32 protein-coding genes and 1 other annotated feature are annotated in these 20,232 nt (G+C 47.1%); of the genes, 5 read left to right on the top strand and 27 right to left on the bottom strand.

All coding sequences use genetic code 11. From position 1 onward, the window contains the following. Window positions 1-2 precede the first annotated feature (2 nt). Genes trpCF through L5M40_RS15350 form a run of 4 tightly spaced genes read right to left on the bottom strand, consistent with a single transcriptional unit; the run spans window position 3 to window position 4,816 of the window. Window positions 3-1,481 carry a bifunctional indole-3-glycerol-phosphate synthase TrpC/phosphoribosylanthranilate isomerase TrpF gene (gene trpCF / locus L5M40_RS15365; protein WP_263173848.1) on the bottom strand — a complete coding sequence of 493 codons (1,479 nt, stop codon included), beginning with the start codon at window positions 1,479-1,481 and terminating at the stop codon, window positions 3-5. 6 nt (window positions 1,482-1,487) lie between these two features. Then, window positions 1,488-2,534 (bottom strand): anthranilate phosphoribosyltransferase, encoded by a 1,047-nt coding sequence (gene trpD / locus L5M40_RS15360; protein ID WP_263146317.1) that lies wholly within the window; start codon window positions 2,532-2,534, stop codon window positions 1,488-1,490. Next, entirely contained in the window at window positions 2,531-3,133 is a 603-nt protein-coding gene (locus tag L5M40_RS15355; RefSeq protein ID WP_263146320.1) for an aminodeoxychorismate/anthranilate synthase component II, read from the bottom strand. Before L5M40_RS15355 ends, trpD begins: the two co-directional genes overlap by 4 nt. A 9-nt stretch (window positions 3,134-3,142) precedes the next feature. Further along, a complete protein-coding gene (locus L5M40_RS15350) occupies window positions 3,143-4,816 on the bottom strand; it encodes an anthranilate synthase component 1 (protein WP_263175596.1) in 1,674 nt (557 codons plus the stop codon). Window positions 4,817-4,914: 98 nt separating this feature from the next. Further along, window positions 4,915-5,022, bottom strand: a sequence feature (Trp leader region). A gap of 211 nt (window positions 5,023-5,233) precedes the next feature. Here L5M40_RS15350 and rnm point away from each other — a divergent pair. From rnm to L5M40_RS15325, 5 genes are all read left to right on the top strand, one after another. Next, window positions 5,234-6,094, top strand: coding sequence for an RNase RNM (gene rnm / locus L5M40_RS15345; protein WP_105253095.1), 861 nt, complete (start codon window positions 5,234-5,236; stop codon window positions 6,092-6,094). Continuing rightward, the gene (locus L5M40_RS15340) at window positions 6,091-6,711 is read left to right on the top strand and encodes an L-threonylcarbamoyladenylate synthase (protein ID WP_263175595.1); all 621 of its coding nucleotides are present in this window, start codon (window positions 6,091-6,093) and stop codon (window positions 6,709-6,711) included. The genes rnm and L5M40_RS15340 overlap by 4 nt, the downstream gene beginning before the upstream one ends. 159 nt (window positions 6,712-6,870) lie before the next feature. Next, the gene (locus tag L5M40_RS15335; protein ID WP_263175594.1) at window positions 6,871-7,659 is read left to right on the top strand and encodes a segregation and condensation protein A; all 789 of its coding nucleotides are present in this window, start codon (window positions 6,871-6,873) and stop codon (window positions 7,657-7,659) included. A 3-nt stretch (window positions 7,660-7,662) separates the two neighbouring features. Further along, window positions 7,663-8,259 (top strand): SMC-Scp complex subunit ScpB, encoded by a 597-nt coding sequence (gene scpB / locus L5M40_RS15330; protein WP_113940746.1) that lies wholly within the window; start codon window positions 7,663-7,665, stop codon window positions 8,257-8,259. 181 nt (window positions 8,260-8,440) lie between these two features. Then, window positions 8,441-9,703: a tyrosine-type recombinase/integrase gene (locus L5M40_RS15325; RefSeq protein ID WP_263256917.1), complete on the top strand. Its 1,263-nt coding sequence runs from the start codon at window positions 8,441-8,443 to the stop codon at window positions 9,701-9,703. Window positions 9,704-9,711: 8 nt separating this feature from the next. On the opposite strand, the gene L5M40_RS15320 is transcribed toward L5M40_RS15325, so the two are convergent. From L5M40_RS15320 to L5M40_RS15210, 23 genes are all read right to left on the bottom strand, one after another. Further along, a complete protein-coding gene (locus tag L5M40_RS15320; RefSeq protein ID WP_259524159.1) occupies window positions 9,712-9,927 on the bottom strand; it encodes a helix-turn-helix transcriptional regulator in 216 nt (71 codons plus the stop codon). Beyond that, window positions 9,927-10,112, bottom strand: a complete 186-nt coding sequence (locus tag L5M40_RS15315; protein ID WP_263256915.1) for a hypothetical protein — start codon at window positions 10,110-10,112, stop codon at window positions 9,927-9,929. Before L5M40_RS15315 ends, L5M40_RS15320 begins: the two co-directional genes overlap by 1 nt. A gap of 2 nt (window positions 10,113-10,114) precedes the next feature. Beyond that, a complete protein-coding gene (locus L5M40_RS15310) occupies window positions 10,115-10,414 on the bottom strand; it encodes a hypothetical protein (protein WP_263256914.1) in 300 nt (99 codons plus the stop codon). Continuing rightward, the gene (locus tag L5M40_RS15305; RefSeq protein WP_263256912.1) at window positions 10,414-10,611 is read right to left on the bottom strand and encodes a hypothetical protein; all 198 of its coding nucleotides are present in this window, start codon (window positions 10,609-10,611) and stop codon (window positions 10,414-10,416) included. Before L5M40_RS15305 ends, L5M40_RS15310 begins: the two co-directional genes overlap by 1 nt. Beyond that, window positions 10,611-10,826 carry a hypothetical protein gene (locus tag L5M40_RS15300; RefSeq protein ID WP_168823757.1) on the bottom strand — a complete coding sequence of 72 codons (216 nt, stop codon included), beginning with the start codon at window positions 10,824-10,826 and terminating at the stop codon, window positions 10,611-10,613. Before L5M40_RS15300 ends, L5M40_RS15305 begins: the two co-directional genes overlap by 1 nt. 217 nt (window positions 10,827-11,043) lie before the next feature. Next, the gene (locus L5M40_RS15295) at window positions 11,044-11,220 is read right to left on the bottom strand and encodes a hypothetical protein (protein WP_168823759.1); all 177 of its coding nucleotides are present in this window, start codon (window positions 11,218-11,220) and stop codon (window positions 11,044-11,046) included. 15 nt (window positions 11,221-11,235) lie between these two features. Next, complete coding sequence (locus tag L5M40_RS15290; protein ID WP_263256910.1) at window positions 11,236-11,706, bottom strand: hypothetical protein; 471 nt, start codon at window positions 11,704-11,706, stop codon at window positions 11,236-11,238. Beyond that, the gene (locus L5M40_RS15285; RefSeq protein ID WP_259581587.1) at window positions 11,706-11,831 is read right to left on the bottom strand and encodes a hypothetical protein; all 126 of its coding nucleotides are present in this window, start codon (window positions 11,829-11,831) and stop codon (window positions 11,706-11,708) included. The genes L5M40_RS15290 and L5M40_RS15285 overlap by 1 nt, the downstream gene beginning before the upstream one ends. After that, entirely contained in the window at window positions 11,828-12,148 is a 321-nt protein-coding gene (locus tag L5M40_RS15280) for a hypothetical protein (RefSeq protein ID WP_263256907.1), read from the bottom strand. The genes L5M40_RS15285 and L5M40_RS15280 overlap by 4 nt, the downstream gene beginning before the upstream one ends. An 8-nt stretch (window positions 12,149-12,156) precedes the next feature. Further along, the gene (locus L5M40_RS15275; RefSeq protein ID WP_263256906.1) at window positions 12,157-13,827 is read right to left on the bottom strand and encodes a DNA cytosine methyltransferase; all 1,671 of its coding nucleotides are present in this window, start codon (window positions 13,825-13,827) and stop codon (window positions 12,157-12,159) included. Further along, window positions 13,815-14,699: a phage N-6-adenine-methyltransferase gene (locus L5M40_RS15270; protein WP_263256905.1), complete on the bottom strand. Its 885-nt coding sequence runs from the start codon at window positions 14,697-14,699 to the stop codon at window positions 13,815-13,817. The genes L5M40_RS15275 and L5M40_RS15270 overlap by 13 nt, the downstream gene beginning before the upstream one ends. Then, the gene (locus L5M40_RS15265) at window positions 14,696-15,034 is read right to left on the bottom strand and encodes a hypothetical protein (RefSeq protein ID WP_263256927.1); all 339 of its coding nucleotides are present in this window, start codon (window positions 15,032-15,034) and stop codon (window positions 14,696-14,698) included. Before L5M40_RS15265 ends, L5M40_RS15270 begins: the two co-directional genes overlap by 4 nt. A 20-nt stretch (window positions 15,035-15,054) precedes the next feature. Beyond that, on the bottom strand, window positions 15,055-15,771 hold the full coding sequence (locus L5M40_RS15260) for a hypothetical protein (RefSeq protein ID WP_263256904.1): 717 nt from the start codon (window positions 15,769-15,771) through the stop codon (window positions 15,055-15,057). After that, window positions 15,768-15,965, bottom strand: a complete 198-nt coding sequence (locus L5M40_RS15255) for a hypothetical protein (protein WP_259505738.1) — start codon at window positions 15,963-15,965, stop codon at window positions 15,768-15,770. Before L5M40_RS15255 ends, L5M40_RS15260 begins: the two co-directional genes overlap by 4 nt. Beyond that, the gene (locus L5M40_RS15250) at window positions 15,962-16,294 is read right to left on the bottom strand and encodes a hypothetical protein (protein ID WP_263256903.1); all 333 of its coding nucleotides are present in this window, start codon (window positions 16,292-16,294) and stop codon (window positions 15,962-15,964) included. The genes L5M40_RS15255 and L5M40_RS15250 overlap by 4 nt, the downstream gene beginning before the upstream one ends. Continuing rightward, window positions 16,294-16,614 carry a hypothetical protein gene (locus L5M40_RS15245; RefSeq protein WP_263166843.1) on the bottom strand — a complete coding sequence of 107 codons (321 nt, stop codon included), beginning with the start codon at window positions 16,612-16,614 and terminating at the stop codon, window positions 16,294-16,296. The genes L5M40_RS15250 and L5M40_RS15245 overlap by 1 nt, the downstream gene beginning before the upstream one ends. After that, window positions 16,611-17,675 carry a DGQHR domain-containing protein gene (locus L5M40_RS15240; protein WP_263256902.1) on the bottom strand — a complete coding sequence of 355 codons (1,065 nt, stop codon included), beginning with the start codon at window positions 17,673-17,675 and terminating at the stop codon, window positions 16,611-16,613. Before L5M40_RS15240 ends, L5M40_RS15245 begins: the two co-directional genes overlap by 4 nt. Then, window positions 17,672-17,920, bottom strand: a complete 249-nt coding sequence (locus L5M40_RS15235) for a hypothetical protein (RefSeq protein WP_168823776.1) — start codon at window positions 17,918-17,920, stop codon at window positions 17,672-17,674. The genes L5M40_RS15240 and L5M40_RS15235 overlap by 4 nt, the downstream gene beginning before the upstream one ends. Then, on the bottom strand, window positions 17,914-18,501 hold the full coding sequence (locus L5M40_RS15230) for an ead/Ea22-like family protein (protein WP_263256901.1): 588 nt from the start codon (window positions 18,499-18,501) through the stop codon (window positions 17,914-17,916). Before L5M40_RS15230 ends, L5M40_RS15235 begins: the two co-directional genes overlap by 7 nt. Further along, window positions 18,498-18,725: a hypothetical protein gene (locus L5M40_RS15225; RefSeq protein WP_263256900.1), complete on the bottom strand. Its 228-nt coding sequence runs from the start codon at window positions 18,723-18,725 to the stop codon at window positions 18,498-18,500. The genes L5M40_RS15230 and L5M40_RS15225 overlap by 4 nt, the downstream gene beginning before the upstream one ends. After that, complete coding sequence (locus L5M40_RS15220) at window positions 18,722-19,279, bottom strand: hypothetical protein (protein ID WP_263256899.1); 558 nt, start codon at window positions 19,277-19,279, stop codon at window positions 18,722-18,724. Before L5M40_RS15220 ends, L5M40_RS15225 begins: the two co-directional genes overlap by 4 nt. Beyond that, the gene (locus L5M40_RS15215) at window positions 19,276-19,800 is read right to left on the bottom strand and encodes a hypothetical protein (protein ID WP_263256898.1); all 525 of its coding nucleotides are present in this window, start codon (window positions 19,798-19,800) and stop codon (window positions 19,276-19,278) included. The genes L5M40_RS15220 and L5M40_RS15215 overlap by 4 nt, the downstream gene beginning before the upstream one ends. Before the next feature lie 43 nt (window positions 19,801-19,843). Continuing rightward, window positions 19,844-20,191: a hypothetical protein gene (locus tag L5M40_RS15210; RefSeq protein WP_263256897.1), complete on the bottom strand. Its 348-nt coding sequence runs from the start codon at window positions 20,189-20,191 to the stop codon at window positions 19,844-19,846. Between the last annotated feature and the right edge of the window lie 41 nt (window positions 20,192-20,232).

Raw genomic sequence — 20,232 nt, 5'->3', positions numbered from 1 at the left:
GGCTAGAGACGTAAATGGGCAAAAGCCGTTTGGATCAGTTGCGCCGATTTAATTCCTGCGGCGGTTTCTAGGCCAGAATTAAAATCTAAACCGTAAAATCCTTGGGCATTGGCACTGGCCGCATTCTCGGCGTTGAGTCCACCCGCCAACATGGCATGGGCCTTTTGCTGGCCTAAGGACTTCACATCAATATTTTGCCAATTAAAGGCTTGGCCCGAGCCGCCAAATTGGTTTGCCGTTTTACTATCAAACAGATATCGCGATGCTCCCTGAGGTAAGTTACCAAGCTCACCCGTTTGCGCATCGACGCTGACGGCTTTCCAAATTTGAGTGGTGAGTCCCGCTTGCTCAAGTCGCTTAGTGAGCTCTGCGATTTCAAGTTCAGTTTCCGTGCCATGCAGCTGCACGGCAGATAACTGCAAACTGGCTGCGGTATCCGTAATGGTGCTTGGCGCTGCGTTAACAAACACACCGACGAATTCAATGGCGGGAGCCGCGGATGCGCGATATTCCCTGAGCAATTGTTCAGCGGCGTTAAGGGTTAACGCGCGCGGGGATTTTTCAGCAAAAATCAGCCCGGCATAGACGGCGCCTGACGTTGCCGCGGCGCGAATATCTTCCATGCGGGTGAGGCCGCAGACTTTATTGTGACCGAAGATCAATTTACGGCAGGCTAAGTCGATATCAGCCTCGGCCATTATCGAACTACCGACGAGGAAACCATCGACCAGTGGACTCAGGCGGCGTACTTGCTCATTGTTGTAGATGCCAGATTCGCTGACAACCACGCGGTCGCTGCTAATGTGTGGCGCTAAGGCTTCTGTGGTGGCGAGATCGGTACTCAAATCCCTTAAGTTACGGTTATTAATGCCAATGATCGGCGCATCTAATGCGATGGCGCGTTTAAGCTCTTCTTCGTTACTGACTTCGGTCAGCACATCGAGTTGATACTGAGCGGCTTCTTTCGCTAGGCGGTGATATTGCGCATCATCGAGTACGGATAGCATCAACAGAATGGCATCGGCGCCTTGGTGGGCGGCGAGTTTAATTTGGTATTCATCGACAAAAAAATCTTTGCACAGAATAGGTTGGTTCACCCGAGCGCGTACCTTAGGGATATAGTCCATATCCCCTTGGAAAAACTGCTCGTCGGTTAATACCGAAATGCCCGCCGCATATTTTCCGTAAATATCGGCAATGGCTTCTACATCAAACACATCGCGGATAAGCCCTTTGGACGGGCTGGCTTTTTTACATTCTAAAATGTAACCTGCTTTGGGCGCCTTGAGTGCGGCAAATAAACTGCGGTCAGAGATTTTTGGCGACAAGCTTGCCTCGGGGAAACGCAGCTTCAGGGCGGCAATATGGGCCGCTTTGGTATCGACTATACGGGTTAACACATTACTTTTTGGCATAGGGTTTGTTTCTGCCTGTGGCTGAGTTCTCATATCTTGGCTATTTGTTATCAGTTCTTGAGTCATTGCCACTTATTCCTTTGTTTCACTGCTGACTTTAGCTAATTGGCTTAACAATTCAAAGGCTTTACCGCTTTGTATGGTACTGAGCGCAAGTAAGGTTCCCGTTTTCACTGAATCAGCAATTCCACACACATATAAAGCACAACCGGCATTGATGGCGACCGCATTGGCATGCGCATCTGTGCCGTAACCTTTTAAAATTGCCTCGGTGATCAAGGCATTCTGCGCGGGTTCGCCGCCTTCTAAGTCACTGATTTGTGCTAAAGGCACACCTAAATCGGCGGGTGTGAGTTGATACTCTATGATGTCGCCGTCTTTTAATTCGGCCACTTGGGTGTTGCCGTGCAGCGCGACTTCATCTAAACCACTGCCGTGCACTACCATAGCGCGTTTTGTGCCAAGCGCCTTTAATACTTTCGCTATCGGTAAGACTAACTCAGGGCTATACACGCCAAGTAACATAAATTCGGGGCGGGCAGGATTGATAAGTGGCCCTAACACATTGAATAAAGTGCGCGTTTTCAGTGCTTGCCTGACCGGCCCCGCATGCTTTACTCCGCCGTGGTAGTGGGGCGCAAATAAAAAGCACAGGTTCAATGCGTCGAGGCAACGACTGGCGGTGTCTGGTGACATCGTTAAGTCGATACCAAACTGCGCCAAAAGATCCGATGAACCCGATTTACTCGACACGCTACGATTGCCGTGTTTGGCGACCTTGGCGCCCGCCGCCGCGGCAACAAAGGCCGCAGTGGTGGAAATATTAATGGTATTAAAGCCATCGCCACCGGTGCCAACTATGTCAACGATGCCATTGCTAAGGTTATCGCCATTCGAGTAGGGAAACGTCTTGGCGGCGGCGCGCATCGCATCGGCGGCGCCGCTGATTTCATCAATGGTTTCGCCGCGCATCTTGAGCGCGACTAACATGCCTGCCATAGTGGCTTCACTCATTTCACCGCGAATTAACGCGCTAAAAATCTCAAAGGTTTGCTCGCGACTTAAACTCTTACCTTGGTATAAAACGTCGAGTAAAAGCTGAATATTTTTTGTACTCATGCATTTACTCCTGCTGTCATGTCTTGGGTCAGAAATGCCAAGGTTTGAATGAGCAGTGTGCTGCCCAACGTCGTCAGAATCGATTCTGGGTGGAACTGAAACCCAACGGCTCTATGCTGCGGGTGCAAAATTGCCATCGGCATAGCGTCTGTGGTTGCAATCACTTGCAAGCAATCCGGTACTTGAGTGGCAACGAGACTGTGATAGCGGGCAACGGGCAGGGGAGAGGGCAAACCGGCAAATACGCCAGTACCGTCATGGAAAGTGGGGCTTGCCTTGCCGTGTACCACAAAAGGCGCGCGCGCCACTGTGCCGCCGTAATATTCCACCATGGCTTGATGCCCAAGGCAGATCCCCAGCATTGGCACCTTACCCGCAACTTTGGCGATAAGTGCCATCATAGAACCTGCCTCATGGGGGGCACCAGGACCAGGTGATAACACGAGGGCTGCAGGCTCTTGTTCGTTAAGCAGTTTTTCAGCGATATAATCGGCGGTAACATCGTTGCGGTAAATCACCACTTCACAGCCAAGGCTGCGAAATTGATCCACTAGGTTATAGGTAAAGGAGTCAAAATTATCGAGTAGATAGAGTTTCATGTTTGGCTCCTATTTATATTGCACTGAAGAGAATTGTGCTGAAGTGGATTGAGTTGACGATTCATTCACTGGTGATTCAGTTACTAGCAGTCCAGCGCCCATCTTGATGGCCGAAATCACGGCTTGGGCTTTTTGACGGGTTTCATCTGCCTCGCTTTGTGGATCAGAATCAAATACCACGCCAGCGCCCGCTTGAATAAAGGCGGTGCCATTTTTAACAAAGGCGGAGCGGATCACGATGCAAGTGTCCATGTCACCAAGGGCATTAAGGTAACCCACAGCGCCGCCATAGCTGCCGCGGCGGGCTTTTTCTGCTTGGCGTACCAGTTGTGATGCACGTACTTTTGGTGCGCCCACTAATGTGCCCATATTCATACAGGCCTGATAAGCATGCAGGGCATCTAAATCTTGGCGCAGTTGACCCGTTACGCGGCTGACGAGGTGCATCACGTGGGAATAACGGTCAACTTTTAATAGTTCGGCGACTTTGCGGCTGCCGCTTTGGCTGATGCGTGCGATATCGTTGCGCGCTAAATCGACCAGCATTAAGTGTTCCGACAGTTCTTTTTTATCTAAGCGCAGTTCAAGTTCAATACGGCTGTCTAAGTCAAAATCAATCTCGCCCGTGGCGGTTTTACCGCGTTTGCGGGTTCCTGCAATCGGGTAGACTTCCACCTGATTACTGCTGGCATCAAATTTGAGCGCACTTTCTGGTGAGGCACCAAAAAGCGTGAAATCTTGGCCTCTGAAATAAAACATGTAAGGGCTTGGGTTCGTCAGACGCAGGGCACGATAAGCCCCTAAAGTATTCGGGCAAGGCAAACTAAAGCTACGGGATGGCACCACTTGGAAAATATCGCCCGCAATAATGTGTTCTTTCAAATCGATAACGGTTTGTTTGAACTCCTCATCGGAAATATTGACTTGCTCAGTTGCATCGATGGCGACCAGTGTCGGTATATCGGCAGGTGAATTACCCAGAGTTTTACATTGTGTGCTTAACAGCTGAACTCGCTCGCTTAGTGCTGCGGTAATGGCTGCATACTGGGCTGAATCACGACTGAAATTATGGGTAATGATGTCGGCTTGTTTCAGTTTATGGTCGATAAGGATTAAGGTTTCAGCGAGGTAAAATAAGTAGTCTGGGCAATCGTTATCGCGGTTCGGTACGGCTGGCAGCGGTTCGACGGTATCAATCAAGTCGTAGGCCAGTACGCCACCTAAAAACAGATCCTCAAAGGCGGGCTTGGTCTGGCTGTCAGTATGGGCGCCACAATCAATCTGCTGGATAAACATCCGCAGACCATCGAGTGGCGAGGTCGATTTTAAGCGTGCATCTTCATCCTGCAGCTGAGTGTCTTTTTGCAATGTCACCACTAAGGTCAAGTTATCTCGGGCTACATTGACTGCTGTACTGAAAAACAGCGCGATGGGAGCAAGTAAGCTCGCGCCATTGTCGGTCAGTGCGGTGAAGGTCAGCTGATAACCGTCACAGCGGATCATCATGGTTGCATGGGTCATTACCATGCTTTTTAAGTGATCTTTACTGTCGATTTCGGCCGATTCGAGCAACATAGTATGGGGCGCATCTTGGGTGATGTGCTGATATAAGCGTAGTGGATCGCTGTGGTAGGTTAATGCCGCCTTGAGTGTGCTTGAGCGTGCGAATGTCTGTTTGGGCATGTTCATATTCCAGCTACCTTATAAAATATCTTTAACATCATGAGTTATCTCGCTTTCTTAATTTTTTTACCCGAGTCTGCCGACATTTTTCGCACCTAACAAAAAAGCCCGCATTTCTGCGGGCTTCTTGTTGATTCTGGTCACTTTCAAATGAGCACAGAGCTTCACACCACCCGCTACGTTGGGAAGTGCCACCACCAAATGATGTTTAATGAAGCGTTAATGTGTGTCATTCAAAAGGGTCTCGCTAATTCAGTTAATTGGTGTATAGAAAACCTTAGCTGGAGCTGAATGTCAATTGAATATTTTTCACTTCCTGCGATTTATTCGCTGCAATGATGCATAAAATTGATGTTACTCAGCCACAAAATACGAGATAACAGCGCATTTGTTAACAAGTTCGCGTACAATAGCACCATGAATACTCAAAGCATATTGGCTGATCTACACAGCCACACGACCGCGTCCGATGGTCAGTTAACGCCGTCTGAATTGGTGGCAAGAGCCCTTGAAAAGGGTGTGCAGTTATTTGCCATTACCGATCACGACACAGTGGCTGGTTTACCTGAAGCCCGTGCCTTTAATCAGGCACAAGCTACTCCATTGAAATTGATTTCTGGCGTGGAAATCTCTACTCGCTGGAACAGTTACGATATCCACATAGTGGCGCTTAACTTCGATGCTGATAATCCAGCGTTATTAGCATTTTTAGAAAACCAGCGTGAATTACGTGAATTACGTGCTCAAGAAATTGGTCATAGATTAGCTAAAGCTGGCATTGAAGGTGCCTACGAAGGTGCTAAGGCGTTGGCGGGTGATGCGGCATTGAGCCGTGGACATTACGCTCGCTGGATGGCTGAAAATGGTCATGCTGTGGATATGCCCAGCGTCTTTAAACGCTACCTTGCACGCGGTAAAACCGGTTATGTGCCTAATAATTGGGGTGATATGGCCAGTGCCATTGATATCATACATAACGCAGGTGGGTTAGCAGTGTTGGCGCATCCTAGTGGTTATAAGTTATCGGCTAAGTGGCTTAAGCGCTTAGTGCGTGAATTTAAAGAAGCGGGTGGAGATGCCATGGAAGTGGTGCTTGGCCAGCAAACGTTAGACGACAGGGCCAATCTTGTGGCGCTGAGTGTCCAAAACCAGTTGCTCGCATCGATAGGGAGTGATTTTCACTTTCCGAGCAATTGGATAGAATTAGGTAAAAATCTGTATCAGCCCCAAGGTATTGATTGGGTCTGGCAATCGGAATCTTGGATGGAACGACCATGAGTCAGTTTTTTTATGTACATGAAGTAAATCCGCAAACGCGGCTTATAAGTCAGGCGGTTGCCGTATTGAAAAGCGGCGGTGTAATTGTTTATCCCACCGATTCGGGCTATGCCTTAGGCTGCTTGATTGGTGAGAAAGACGCGATGACGCGGATGGCGAGAATTCGTCAAATTGAGAACGATCATAACTTTTCCTTGATGTGCCGTGATTTATCCGAGCTTGCGACTTACGCTAAAGTGGATAATCAGGCGTATCGCATCCTAAAAAGTTGCACGCCTGGGCCTTATACCTTCATTTTCAAAGCGACTAAAGAAGTACCGCGTCGCTTACAAAATGACAAGAAAAAGACCATAGGTATTCGTGTGCCCGACAATGTGATCGCACTGGCGTTACTTGAAGCCTTAGATGCGCCGCTGATGTCGACCAGTTTAGTGATGCCGAATGCAGAATTTGCCGAGTCTGATCCTGAACAAATTCGTGATTTGCTCGAGCATCAAGTGGATGTGATTATCCACGGTGGTTATTTAGGCGAAAAGCCAACGACTGTGATTGATATGTCTGAAGATAGCGCCGAGATTTTACGTGAAGGCGCGGGTGATATCACGCCGTTCCTCTAAATTTGCCGCATTAGATTTATCGCTAATGGATGCGGGTAAGTGATTCGGATAGTGGTAGTCAACATTTGGCAGTTTTATCGCCGTAGATTTACAGGTATAATCGCGCGTTTGGCGTTAACCTTGGTTGGATAGCGCAGTGTTAACGGAGCAAGATAGCGGATGCAGGGCACGCAACAGAGTTTACCCTTAGCCGTTATTCGTGGTCAGGCAATGACCGAAATGCCGCTGGATTTGTTTATTCCGCCTGAGGCATTGGAAGTGTTCCTCGAGTCCTTTGAAGGGCCATTGGATTTACTTTTATATTTGATCCGTAAGCAAAAATTAGACGTTGTCGATTTACCCATTCAGCAAATCACCGCGCAGTATTTAGAATATATTACGTTGCTGACTCAGGCTCGAATCGAACTTGCCGCTGATTATTTAGTGATGGCGGCAACGCTTGCCGAGATTAAATCCCGTTTGCTGCTGCCGCGTATGGTGGCTGAAGATGAGGTTGAGGAAGATCCACGGGCACAGCTTATTCGGCAGCTTAAAGCCTATGAAGTGATTAAAGAAGCGTCGCAAAAACTCGATGATTTACCGCGGCTCGAGCGGGATGTATTTCAAGCCAAAGCAGTGGCAGCACCCGACATTAAGCCGTTAATGATCCCGCCAGAAGTCTCGTTGTTTGAAATTGCCCGCGCCTTTGGTGATGTACTCAAACGTATCGATGCCTATGAAGATCATCACGTTAAGCGTGAACAGTTATCGACCCGTGAGCGTATGAGCCAGATTTTAGCCATGTTGAACTCGGAAGATTTTACGGCATTTGAACGTTTATTTACCCTAGAAGAAGGCCGTGCAGGCGTGGTAGTGACCTTCTTAGCACTGATGGAATTAGTCAAAGAATTATTGGTCGAATTGTACCAAACAGATCCGTTTTCAACTATTTACGTTAAGGCCTATTAATTGATGCAGATAAATCCGACTCAATTAAAACAGCTTATTGAAGCGAGTTTGTTTGTATTGGGGAAACCCTTGTCGGCGAAAATGTTGAAAGACACTGTATTGGTGGATTTCACGGTTTCCAGAGACAAAATAAAAGCTGCATTGGATGAGCTGCAGCAGGATTATCAAGACCGAGGTGTGCAACTTGTGAAAGTCGCTGGGGGTTATCGCTTCCAGACCTTAGAAGTCTTGAGTCCTTTTTTGCAGCCCCTGTGGCAAGAAAAGGCGCCTAAATATTCGCGTGCGACATTAGAAACCTTGGCGGTAATTGCTTATCGTCAACCAGTGACTCGCGGCGATATTGAACAGGTGCGCGGTGTGGCTATAAGTAGCCATATCATAAAAAGTTTGTCAGATAGACATTGGATTAAAGTAGTTGGCCATAAAGAAGTACCGGGGCGACCCGCGTTATATGCCACTACCTTAGAATTTTTAGCATATTTTGGCTTAGACACCTTAGCGGATTTACCGCCGCTGTCGGATACTGAGTCATTGCAGGCGGTTTTTTCAGGTTTGAAATCATCGCCAGAACAGTCAGAAGAGCATAATACTAATGAGTGATTATAACTAGCTGTTTTCATATTCATTCGCTAGCATTCGTTTTATTGTTCGTTTCGTTGAAAAGACTGGTTAAAAATGGATTTAACAGCAATTTTTAATTCAAATCCCTTCGTTTCCATTCACAACATTTGTGTACATAACAGCGTACACAAAAATGCCATGTACACACTGGAGAACGGATATGGCACTTTCTGATTCTTGGCTGAAAGCAGCGCTGAATAAAGAAGTTGAGAAGCCATACGAACGTGCCGACAGAGACGGTCTTAGTGTGCGCGTATCTTCTAAAGGTGTCATCACTTTTCAGATGCGCTATCGCTGGCTCGGTAAAGCCGCCAGAATCGATATTGGCCCATATCCCTTGTTATCACTCAAAGAAGCGCGTGAAGCTTGTATCGTTCAGCGTAAGCTATTGCTCGATGATATTGACCCGCGTGATGCCAAGCGTGAAAAGGCGGCAAAGGCTCGGGCTGATGATACGACGATTGAGGGCGTATTCAGGTCTTGGCATCATTCCCAGTTCGGCGAAGGGCGCTCAAGTATTAAAGCGACAACCTCGGACCTTTACCTGCGTTCGCTCGAAATTAACGTATTTCCCATCTTTGGCAGCAAGCAGGCAGATCATGTCACGCTTCACCAGTGGCTTGATTTGTTCGAGTCGATGGCAGCAAAAAAACCAACCATTACCAACTTAACGCTAACGCTTAGTCGTCGGGCGTTAAAATGGGCTGTTCGTAGACGTTTAATTAAGACGAATGAATTAGCTGGGATTGAGTCTAAAGAAGATTTGAATATCTCTAAGAAAAGCCGTTCTTGCACGCTCAATGATGAACAGCTGATCATACTTCTGCAGGCAATAGATAATGCAAAAAGACAAAGGTTAGGAAACCGGATAATGGTTTTCTTAGCGTTGTTTTTTGGTTGTCGGGTAGGGGAATTGAGGATAGCCAAAAAAGCTGACTTTGATTTTGATAAGATGATTTGGACTGTGCCGGTTGAAAACCATAAGACGGGTTATATGATGCAGCGGCCACTTTTGCGGCCGATCATCGATGAGATTAAGCCAATGCTATTGCTGGCATTCTCTTTGAGCAAGTGTGACTTAGCTTTTCCTACTGCTAAGGGTGAGGTTTATTCAAAGGCAGCAACAACACGAATGTCTTTCCCATTAAATACTTGGGCAAAGATGAACGGTACGCCGCTGCCTGACGATTGGGTATTACACGATTTACGCAGAACACAACGAACAAACATGAGTAAGATCACGACAGTCGAAGTCGCTGAAACTATGCTTGGGCATAAGCTCAGTGGCATCAAGTCAATTTATGATCATCATGATTATTTAGAAGAACAAGCTAAGGCGTATAAAATCTGGTGGCAAAAGCTACAGCGATTGAAGGACCCTGCAGCCTATCCCAATGTGATTGAGCTTAAGGCCGCGCAATAGAGGCGGCATTAAGACTGCTGCTCATAAATCCAGTGTGTGACTTCTTGAAAACTGTATTTATTTCTAAAGTGAGGGTTAGTGGTGGGTTTTGGGAAGTCTGGCGCTTTAAATAGTTGATACAGTTTAGTGGTACCGATGCCCAAGGCTTTAGCAAGTTGGGCAGGTGAATAAAACTGCTGTGTTACTTGCGGCTTGTTCATCGCTTCAATTTCTTGCTGGAACATTATTCACCTCCACTCAATTCTTTGGGGTTATCTGCTTTTAACCCCATCCTATCTAATCGAGCAATTACGGCTTGCTCACGGCCATGGACAGTTGATAGATCAAACTCAGGGCGCTTGCTAAGGGTTGCCACTTGTCGCTTAAGCTCGGCGTTCTCTGCGACAAGCCGGTTAAGTCTGTCATTCATATTCATGCTTCACCTACCTGAAGTTCAACTTGCTCGTCTCTAAACTCCATGCAAACAAATTTTAAAATTTTCTTCTGCAGATCAACTCGTTTAAGCATTGCATCGTTCAGCACTGCTTGGGCAAATGTTTTTTGAAGGTTGTTACAGTATTTATCGAAGTAAGGCTCTGAATTACCATTCATTTTAAATGGTAAGCTATTTTTGTTTTTGAATGACATTTGAACGAAACACATCAGTAATGCCAATTCATTTTCAATGAATATCATATCGTTAAGTTTTTTAAGTTCATCTGATGTCAGCATTATGCACCGTCCTTATTTTTCCCAACCGGTTTGACTTTGGCATCAGGTTTCACGTCGATGCACCACGCTTCACCTTCTGCGTTAATAACGATAAATCGCCAACCGAAAAGCCACTTCATCGCTATTTTTTTGCCAATCCATGAGAATAAAATCCAGATGATCGGAAGCAGCACAATACATATAAAAAATGTGGTCATTAGCAATCCTCTTCATCTTCAGGTTTTGGTGGATTTAAGCGGTTAGCAAGATTTCTAAGACGCTCGACTTCACGTGTAAGTGCCATTTCAACACTTCCGTAGTGATCATCTTTTCTTCTGTAGTCATCGCTAAAACCCGCAATTTCATTTGCCCTGCGCTTAAGGATTTCTGATATTTGCTTTTGCTCGCTGGCGGTTAATTTTATTGTTGCCATCAATTACCACCTTGTTCAAAACATCTTTTATATCTATTTCTGTACTTTTCATCGCTAAGCTTTGATAAAAAGCTCGATTCTATTAAAGGCCAATCAGCAGAACTGTTAAAAATTGCCGCTTGCCTTTTATCGCATGACCACCCTGTATTGCTATCAGTTTCACCTTCAACCCATTCAAGGTGCTTGCATTGATGGCACGACTTACTTAGGTTGCCCATCACTCACCACCCTTATTGCTTATAGCCTCATGTTCAAGCATTAAGGCAATTGCTGAATCAAGTTTCTTGTTTAATTCAATTGCCGCCTTTTTAGTGAACCAAAGCGCTTCACCTTTCAATTCAATTTCTATAGGGAAGTTTTTGTTTTCTTCCACGAAATTAACTTGTGCCGCCATCACTCACCACCTTCATTAGATGCGTCTGCCGCGAGTGCCGCGCTGTTCATTAATCGCCATTTTATTGGCAATGGTTTTCGCGAGGTCTATACCTTGCCAATGTGCCAGATCAGTAACTCTTAGAATGATGTCGGCTAGTTCAGTCCCAAAACAGTCTGAAGGTGCTTCACCGCGACATTCGTTAACGGCTTCGCCAACTTCTGAGGCTATAAGTGCTAGAGCCTCTAAAACTGTTTTGTTATGCCAGCCCATTCGCTCAACCCAATCAAATTGTTTCGCGGCAATTCTATTAATTGGCATCCCATTATCTAAAATTTCTAGATCAACTTTCATCGCGTTTACTTGGTCCTTTAATTGCTGAATCTCGGTACCCAGTTTTTGCTTAACATCGACGAGCTCGGTGGCAGGAACGTACACACCAAGACCTTCAACATTGATTTGGCTTGAGCCGTTGCCGTCTAAAAACACTCTGCGTTTAGTTGTCATCACTTACCTTCCTTTGCTAAATCTTCTGCTAATTTTTTCAGGAAATGTTGACAGCTTCCTGAGGTTTCTTTGGGTGCCTTGTACCATTTCCGCAAGGCATCACGGATTACTTTTGATTGCTTCATGCCGCTTCCTTCTCCATCGGCGCGAAGAACAGGGCAACTGGGCCATCTTCTGTATCGTGAATACTCAGCAAGAATGATCCAGTCTTGTCGCAAACTGGGTTCCAATCACTGATATCGATGTCGCCATCATCGAAATAACGCTCAATCAACTCTTCATTGGCGTCAGACTCAAACCTAATCACCACTAATTCACCGCCGTTTGCGGAAGCCCATGCCTCGCATTCTGCTCTTGTAGTACCTTCATCCCATTCGGGCAGATCTTGATGGATCCAATAACCTTGTTCACGTTCAACTGTTGCTGCTTGTATTGGGTTCATAAAAACTCCTATGCCGCTTCTGCGGTTTGAGTGCAAAGCTCGGGGAGATTTGCGCGGGTGAGTGCTTCGGCAAATTGCGGCGGTACGCTGTTGCCAACACGGGCGACTTGCTGCTTTTTGGTCGATTTGCCGTTGTAGTTGTTGATGATGTAGTCAGGGGTGAAGCCTTGGCAGGCGAATAGCTCATGGGGTTCGAGCATGCGCATACCGATATCAATTATTTGATAGGGTTCACCCTTGATCATCACTAGGCCAAAGCGGTCATTGGTGGTGATGGTGTGCAGTGGTTCGTTACAGGCCACGCCGTCTTGCTCGTTGCCGTAGTATTTGATGAAGAACGCGCGCACTTCGCCGAGGTGTAAGCTACCTGCGGTGATCGTGTGTGCGGGTTCATCCATCGGAAAGCCGATGTTAGTACCGCGCAGCTTGATCATGTGGCTGGTGATCAGCGCGTTGTGATCAACCGTTGTCACTGTTGGCAAAGGGTTGTTTAGATCATCACCTGGTCCCGTATAATTGCCGCCGTAATGCTTACAGATATTGGCGGCGGTGCGTGGCTCAAGTAATTCATCATCTCCGTAAAGCTTTACGTATTCCTCATAGCTACCACCAAAATTCTTCGTTTTGGCAAACCATTCTGTGAAGGTTGGGATGGTTTCGTTAACTTTCTCGATCACAGGTTGCACCACTGCAAAGTGACCGCCTTTGACTTGTGCGCATATCGTGCGCAATGGCTCATTAACGGCCATATTGCGTTGATTGCTGGCGTTAGCGTGCTCGGTGATAAAGGGCGCTAGCGTGATGTTTTGTGGCACAATAAACGGCTCTTTTGCATCAATCACAAAACGCTGAATACCTTTAGCAATACGGCGCATGGTGTTTTCAGCCAGTGGCTTTTTACGGCCAAAGATGGATTTGCAGGGCAGTGACCAGTCTATGCACTCGGCGGCTGTGCGCCACGGTAGCAGCTTGCCCGATTTAACCGCTTCGCTATCCGGTGCACCGTGCGTAGGCTCAGGCCAAACAATTGGCTGACCATCACAACGGGCGATCATGAATAGACGCTTACGGATTGTCGGTGCGCCATAGTCACAGGCCCGTAGCTCGCGCCACTCGACCTTATAACCCAGCCCTTTAATCAATTTAGCGGTATCGAGCAAGCCTAAGGTTTCAACGCATTCAGCTAGTGCAGGGTGATCTGCATCTATGCCAGTGCTTAACATGCTGACAAAGGCGTTAAAGGTTTCGCCTTTGCGCTCAGGGCATGGGTGCATTGCATCCGTTACAGGGCATTGAATTAACGGCCCCCACGTTTTAAATTCCTCGACGTTTTCGAGCATCATCACGCGAGGGCGTACTTTCATCGCCCAGCGAACCGTTACCCACGCTAAGCCGCGAATCTCTTTATTGACTGGCTTGCTGCCTTTGGCTTTGCTGAAGTGTTTACAGTCAGGTGAGAACCACGCCAGTGCAACCGGCTTACCTGCCGTAGCTTGCACTGGGTCGATATCAAATACCGACTCGCAATAGTGCAGGGTGTCTGGGTGATTAACTGAGTGCATCGCAATGGCGTCAGGGTCGTGATTGATTGCAATATCAACGCTGCGACCGATTGCCCAGCCCATGCCTGTGGAAGCACCGCCTCCACCTGCGAAGTTATCTACGATTAAGCCGCGCATGATTTAATATCCTTTGGCATGTTCATCACTAAGTCGTCAATGATTGAGTCAGCTGAGTGACCTTCTAATCGTTGTCTGTTGATTTCTTCACAGATTTCTTGGAATTGGGTTTCAGTGGGTTTTTCTATGCCGCAAAGCTCTAATACTTCTTTTGCAATGTTCAGTACTTCAATCGGCCATACGCTGTTTGAAACTGTGCTATTCCGAGCTATCTGTTCCTCGATATCAATCTGTTCAGCTTCAAACTCACCTATTTGCTCACCTTCTTCGGCATCATCTGGACGCTGTTCGATAGTGCCTTGAATGTGGCTATGGCTTTTACGCATTAGCGACACTGGGCCCTCTAGCATTTCATCGCGGTCAATATGTCGGTAGCGTGGATCACAGGGACGGCCAAAGGGATGGAACACCAAAAACATGGATCCTTTATTGTTACCATTGGCAGGTTTTTCAGTGACAGGATCGACAAATGATAAGCGGCCACCAATGACTAAATGCACTTCTTGGCAGTGTTCAACTGCGCGTTTAAACCAGCCTACAGATTGATCCATCATCACTAGCATCACGCAGCCTAAGCCTTTGGCTTGCCACTTAATTACCGTTTCGACAAAGGGACCAATATTTGAGTAAGGTGGGTTCATCCATACGTAATGGCCTGTTCTTGCCTCTGGATGAGTCTCACCAAATGCCTCGCCAGGCGCGCCAAACGCAGCGTGAAACCAGTTAGTTTCATGGGTGTTTTGTTGCTCAGTGATATAGCGCGGTGAACGGGCATTAATATCGCTTGCCGCTGCATCGAGCACAAAATGATATTGATGGTCGTAAAAGTCGTATACAGCACGAGGGGTGCGGTAGCTGTCTTTGGTGCTCATGCAGCATGCTCCTTTGAATCAGTTAACTGATAACTGGCTAATTGTTTTTCGAGTTCAGCGATGCGCACATTTGCCGCGGCTAACTTGGCAAGATGCTTTTCCCAGTCGATTTCTTTGATTGCCTCAACCACGCCCATGGTGTTGTTAAGCGTGGTTTGGGCGCGCATCAGGTTTGATAGCTCGATAAAGTGGCGAGCGGCGCAGCGTTCTGGTTCCAAGCCTGTGGTGTAGTGCAGCTTTAGGGCGGCAATAGTGGGCTCGGATGTAATGCGCGTTAGCGATAGCAGTAAGTCGAGTTTGCGCTCTGACTCACTGCCAGCGAGTAAGTGGAGCATTTCGCGAGGGGCGGCTTTAGTCATGCTGCACCGCCTTGGTACTTGGCTTGTTTATGTGAAAGCAAAGCAAGGGTTAGCGCTGACTTGTCGTATTGACCTTGCTCGATGAAATCAATTGATATTTGTTTTAGCTGGTCGTCGGTTTTATTGCGCCAACCAGTTAGTTCTGCAATTAACTTGATGCCAGCGACATAGTAATTTTTGCTTTCAGCATCTGGGTTTGGCTGGTAACAAATTAAACGGCCAATTGCGCCAAGGAAGTAGGCGACGGGCTCCATGTCGTTATAATTTGCGTTGTCTTGAAAGCCATACCTTGTACATAGTTCTTGGTAGTGATAAGCCTCGATACCTGACCATTCATTATCACAATAAACTTTCTGAACTCTGGCCTCTGCTTCTTTGGCGATCTGTTTATACAGAGAGTCGCTAGCCTTGTAAGGCAGCATGCTATGGACAATTACACCACCGTCACATTCGCCTTCGTGACTGCATTCGCTCCAATATTCGATTTCAGCTTCGTAAATACCTGGGCGAGTGTTTGCATCAATTTCAATGCCCACATCTCCAATGGTGCAGATAATCCCGTGGTTTTCGAAATTATCGTAAATCAGCGCCTCATCAGCATTTTTTGGCACAAATAAAATCGCCATGTGTGGACGATTGCAAAAGTGTCTGTTTAGCGCTTTATCCCAAGCGGCAATATCTTCCGGTGTGTAAATCACTGAATTAGGTTTCATGCTGCTGCTCCTGCGCGTTCCGCTAGCTTGTGCATGTAGCGAATGACTTTGGTATGGCATGAGCTGCAAACGGTGTCGGCAATAAACTCGCCTGACTTAGTGATGTTGCATTCATGCTTATCGGTTTCGATGCTGAATTTCTCGCCACGCTTAACTTGCTTGGCGCATATATCGCAGGTGAATTGGAAGTTCATGCTGCACCTCCGTTCCATGAGCGATTTTTACTTGCATCCCAGTGACAATAATCAATGAAGTTATCAAAGCGATCGCCGTACTCTAGATAGCGTTGATAACGCGCCTGTGATTTTGTCTGTTTGCGGATACTGCCAATCTCGCCGTATTCAACTTCCCAAGTTGGGTGGCAATGACGAAAAACGCCTGGCTTATCGTCGTCAAAATTAACGCCAAGGTGATGGCCGCAATCTTTTACGATTACGCCAGCGCGGCCATTTACTTTCACTAAGCGGCCTATTTCGGCTGGAACAGCGTAATGCTGTTTGATGTAGTCAAATTGGCTCATCATTAAAAATCCTCAATGCTTAAGCCCAACTCTTTGGCTAGTTTGATATTCTCGATGCGGCGGCGTTTATCCAAGCGAACTTTATCTTCAGCCGATATCCTCACAGACTGAATTACAGGTTCCTTTTCCTGCTGAAATCGTACTGCTTGTTTTTTAGGTGCAACTATTGATGGCGGTGTGGTAGATGAGTTGGCGACTTTCATCACTCTTGGCTTTCGTGCTTTAGGTGCATATTTAGCGCGTTTTTGCGCTTTGATACTTTCCTTATGCGCTTGGTAGTAAGCCCTTGCTGCAATTTGCTTTGGGGTTAGTTGTTGGTTCATGCCGCCACCTCTGGGAAATAGGTTATTTCAACGCTGGCGCGAACTGGGTCGAGCTTTTGCTGAATCGTTTTTAGAATGAGGTTTGATGTCAGTATCACGGCATCGGCGTTCGCGAGTAGCTTGCCTGTTTTGGGGCAAATGCAGCGGCCAGTGAAGTCTTGGCTGTTGCGGCTCCAAACGAGGTTTTGGTAAGCGTAGCGCCAGTGTCTTTGGCCGATTGATTCAGCCACGTTTGCGGCGCTCGCCAGCGCTTTAAGCATTACTGTGGTGGTAAATAAACTGGTTTCGCGCTCTTTACTGCCAAGGGATTGGAGCTCCATTGCTGCGCCCATGGTGTTCCAAAAGTCATAGGCAAGGGTGGCGTGGAATGGCTCAAAGTTTTTCTTGGTACCCAGCATGATGGCCGTGGCGTCTTTAATTTGTTTAAAGGACCAATAGCACTCGCTCTGTGCCGTGGGTTTGTTTGTCGCAAAATCAACACGGCCTTGCATCCAGTCGATTTGGTTCACTAAATCCATGGTGAGCTTTGATAGCTCATCCCTGTGGTTGTAGGTATCTGACAAACCTTGAGGTGGTTTGCTGGCATTTTGGTTGATATCGGTAAACGCTTGTTGGCGTTCTTGCAGCGATAAATTCATGTATAGGGTGATAGAGATTGAGTCTTGGGCAATCTCAGGTGATTTTTCCAGTGCCTTTGCGATACCTGTGGCGCGGTGTTGGCCATCGAACAACTTGATAATCGAATCAAGGCCAACTTTTAATACACCAACCACGCCGCTAATTTCGGACGCTTCGAACTTTGGCGCATCGCCGCCTGTTGGCACTTCAACCACGCCGATAATGCCTGGCAGAAAATACCCTGTTGGATTCGTTACCATGTAATTGCCAATGGATTTAGCACGGGCAGGGTTAACTTTGCGTTGGCTGCGGTCGAGCACACTGCCGGCATCGTCAATGCGTAACATACGAACCAGTACACGCATTGACATGATCACGGTGTAAAACACTTTGCCGCCTTGTACGCCCATCACAGCGGGCATTGAGTAACACATATCCATCATGCTTCTCCCTGTTCTAGTTCGTTTTCTTTGAGTTCATTCACGCATTTGGGGCACACGCAGACAAAGTATTCATTGTCGTTGATGGCCTTTTGCCAACCTGACTGGCTTAGGCCTTCGGTGATATCTGCCAGTACGTTTAGGCTCTTGCGTGGAATGAAGTGCGTTTTAGTGCAGCTGGTGCAGGTAATTTGGTAGCCTTTCACCACCTCGATTTCTTCGAAATCGGGAGGGGATAGGGTTAACATGCTGCCACCTCTGGTTTAGTCAGTGACATGATCCAGTTGCGTAGCTCAATCATTTGAGGGCAAAACACCATTGATTCGACGTAGGTGTAAAGCTTTGGATAGTCGTGTTGCTTGCGCGCAATAAAGGCCCGCGCATCGGCTTCTGTCAGGCAGGTTTTTACGACTTCTTCAGTTTCTTGAAGGTGAAACTTTTTAAGCTGTTCAGGCAATTCGTCATAGTTATCTTCAACATCGAAATCTTCGATAAATGCTTGAGTGAATACCTCGTCGAATGATTTGACTACATCATGATAAATTTCGATTATATCGTTATCGAATAACCACGTTTTGCACCATTCGTGGTCATTATCGGCCAACCAATCAGCAAGCGCAGTCTTATCACAAACTAGCGAGTGATAAAGGATGTCGCCATCCTCAGTATCGACAATCTCCCAGTGATGGTCGTTGTAACCTTCCTCAGTGATTAGGTATTTTTTCAACCTTACTTGCCACATTGGCTCGGCGGTGCAGCGGCTTGGTTGCTGGTGCATTTGCTGTGACATTTCAAGCAGGAATGCGGGGACTTCGATTAGCTGGCTCATGCTGCACCTTCTTTCGATTCTTTTTCGTAGGCTTTTAACATGGCATTCCATTGATGATCGGGTGAATCTACTCCACCTTCTTCAAAATCATCTTGGGCTTGATGGAACGCCTGGCACATTGCTTCGGTAGGCTCTTTTGGGACTAAGGCAAAGTCATATTGATTTTCAATAAGCCAATCGACAGCACTGCCCATATCCATATCTACTAACTGCCGTAAGTTCATACTTGCTCTCCTTGCTTGATGATTGGCAGTTGTGCGGCTGCGGCACGAACAGCGGCTGCGGCTTCTTTGCCATAGCCCCAAATATCGCCGTTCTCAGGGTTGCGGCGGGTAGGCGCTATCCAGTCGATGTGAATCAAAGTACCTTTGGTGATGTAGTCACGCATGAGAGACACTAAGTCACGCAGTGTTCCTCCGTGGTGGAACCCGCCCCAACGACCACTTGAATGGGTGTAAATTCGCGCTTTGGTATACTCATCAACCACCCAAACCTTGCCGTTTTTATCCAGCTCAAGTGTTGCTAAAGCGCTTTTATGCTCGAAGAATTTACGGCCATGCTCAGATAGGACTTTGATTAGGGCGTTAGCGTGTTCTACGCGCTCGGTGATGATCGGCTCTGGTAATTGGTAATAAGAGTCGCAGCCGCATTTAGGGCAAACATGGTTATAAACAGTTAGCGATTTTGCGGCATATTTAGGGTCTAAAACCTCACTTAATTCTGACTCTCTACCCGTCCAGCGGCATGCGCGGCGACTGCATTCGATACGTTGGCTCATGCTTTCACCTCAACTTTTGCGGCTTGATAAGCACTTTTTACGGCTTCATATTCGCTGCCAAATATCTCGGTCGCATCGATAAGACTAAGGCGGGTATCGAGGTAAATAACATCATCGTGCAGGAACAGCGAAAGCGGGGCGAATAAGCAGTCACCCCAATTTGTACCAATCGCTTCTAGTAAAGGTATGCGTGAAACTTCTTCAGGCATCATGGCATTGTATTTAGCTGTGATAGCTTCTAACGCTTCACGATCTGCGGCTTTCGGCTTGCCGTATTTGGGTGATGAAGCAAAGCAATTAGCTGCTTTAGGCTTGAACCATAAGTGATTGTTTTCAAGCTGGTTGAAGTTGTGAAAGTTAATGCCAGCACACGAAATGCATTCAACGCGATTGCTGAAAATAGGTTTGCCACCAAAGTGGTCTGCTAATTTAGTCGCTTGCTCAATCAAGCCTGCTTTAGCTGCATCAAAGGCTTTGAATGCTTGCACTGCGGTTGCATTGGTAATTTTGTAGTAACTCATATCGATTCTCTCTGCTCTGTTTTCACTGCACTTTAGGGTTGCGTTACGCGGCGATTTCGCCGTTGTAGACCACCCAGCTGATAATCTCTTTTTTGGTCTTGGGGTTAACCTTGCCTGTGGGTTTGCGGTAACGAACATGCAGGTCGCGGCATTGGTCATGTTTTTTTGCTAGCTCAATGTATTGCGCGCAGAGCGAAGGCGTTGAGAGCGAGTGCGACAGCTTTTGTGGCTTCATGGTTTCAAACTTGGCCTTTGCCATTTCATCTAGCTTGGCTTGGTATTCCGATGGGCTGAGTTCGCGACGCTTCGGCTGTACGCCTTCGTATAGGCTGCACTTTTTAGCCGCTTCTTTTTTAGCTATGGTCATGGACACGCCGTATACGAAGAACATGGTTAACTCCAAACTGGTGATTGCTCACTAGGCTGATAGAT

The organism is Shewanella sp. SM68, assembly GCF_025653925.1.
GTDB classification, from domain to species: Bacteria; Pseudomonadota; Gammaproteobacteria; order Enterobacterales; family Shewanellaceae; genus Shewanella; species Shewanella oncorhynchi.
This window is presented reverse-complemented; position numbering and strand designations above follow the sequence as displayed.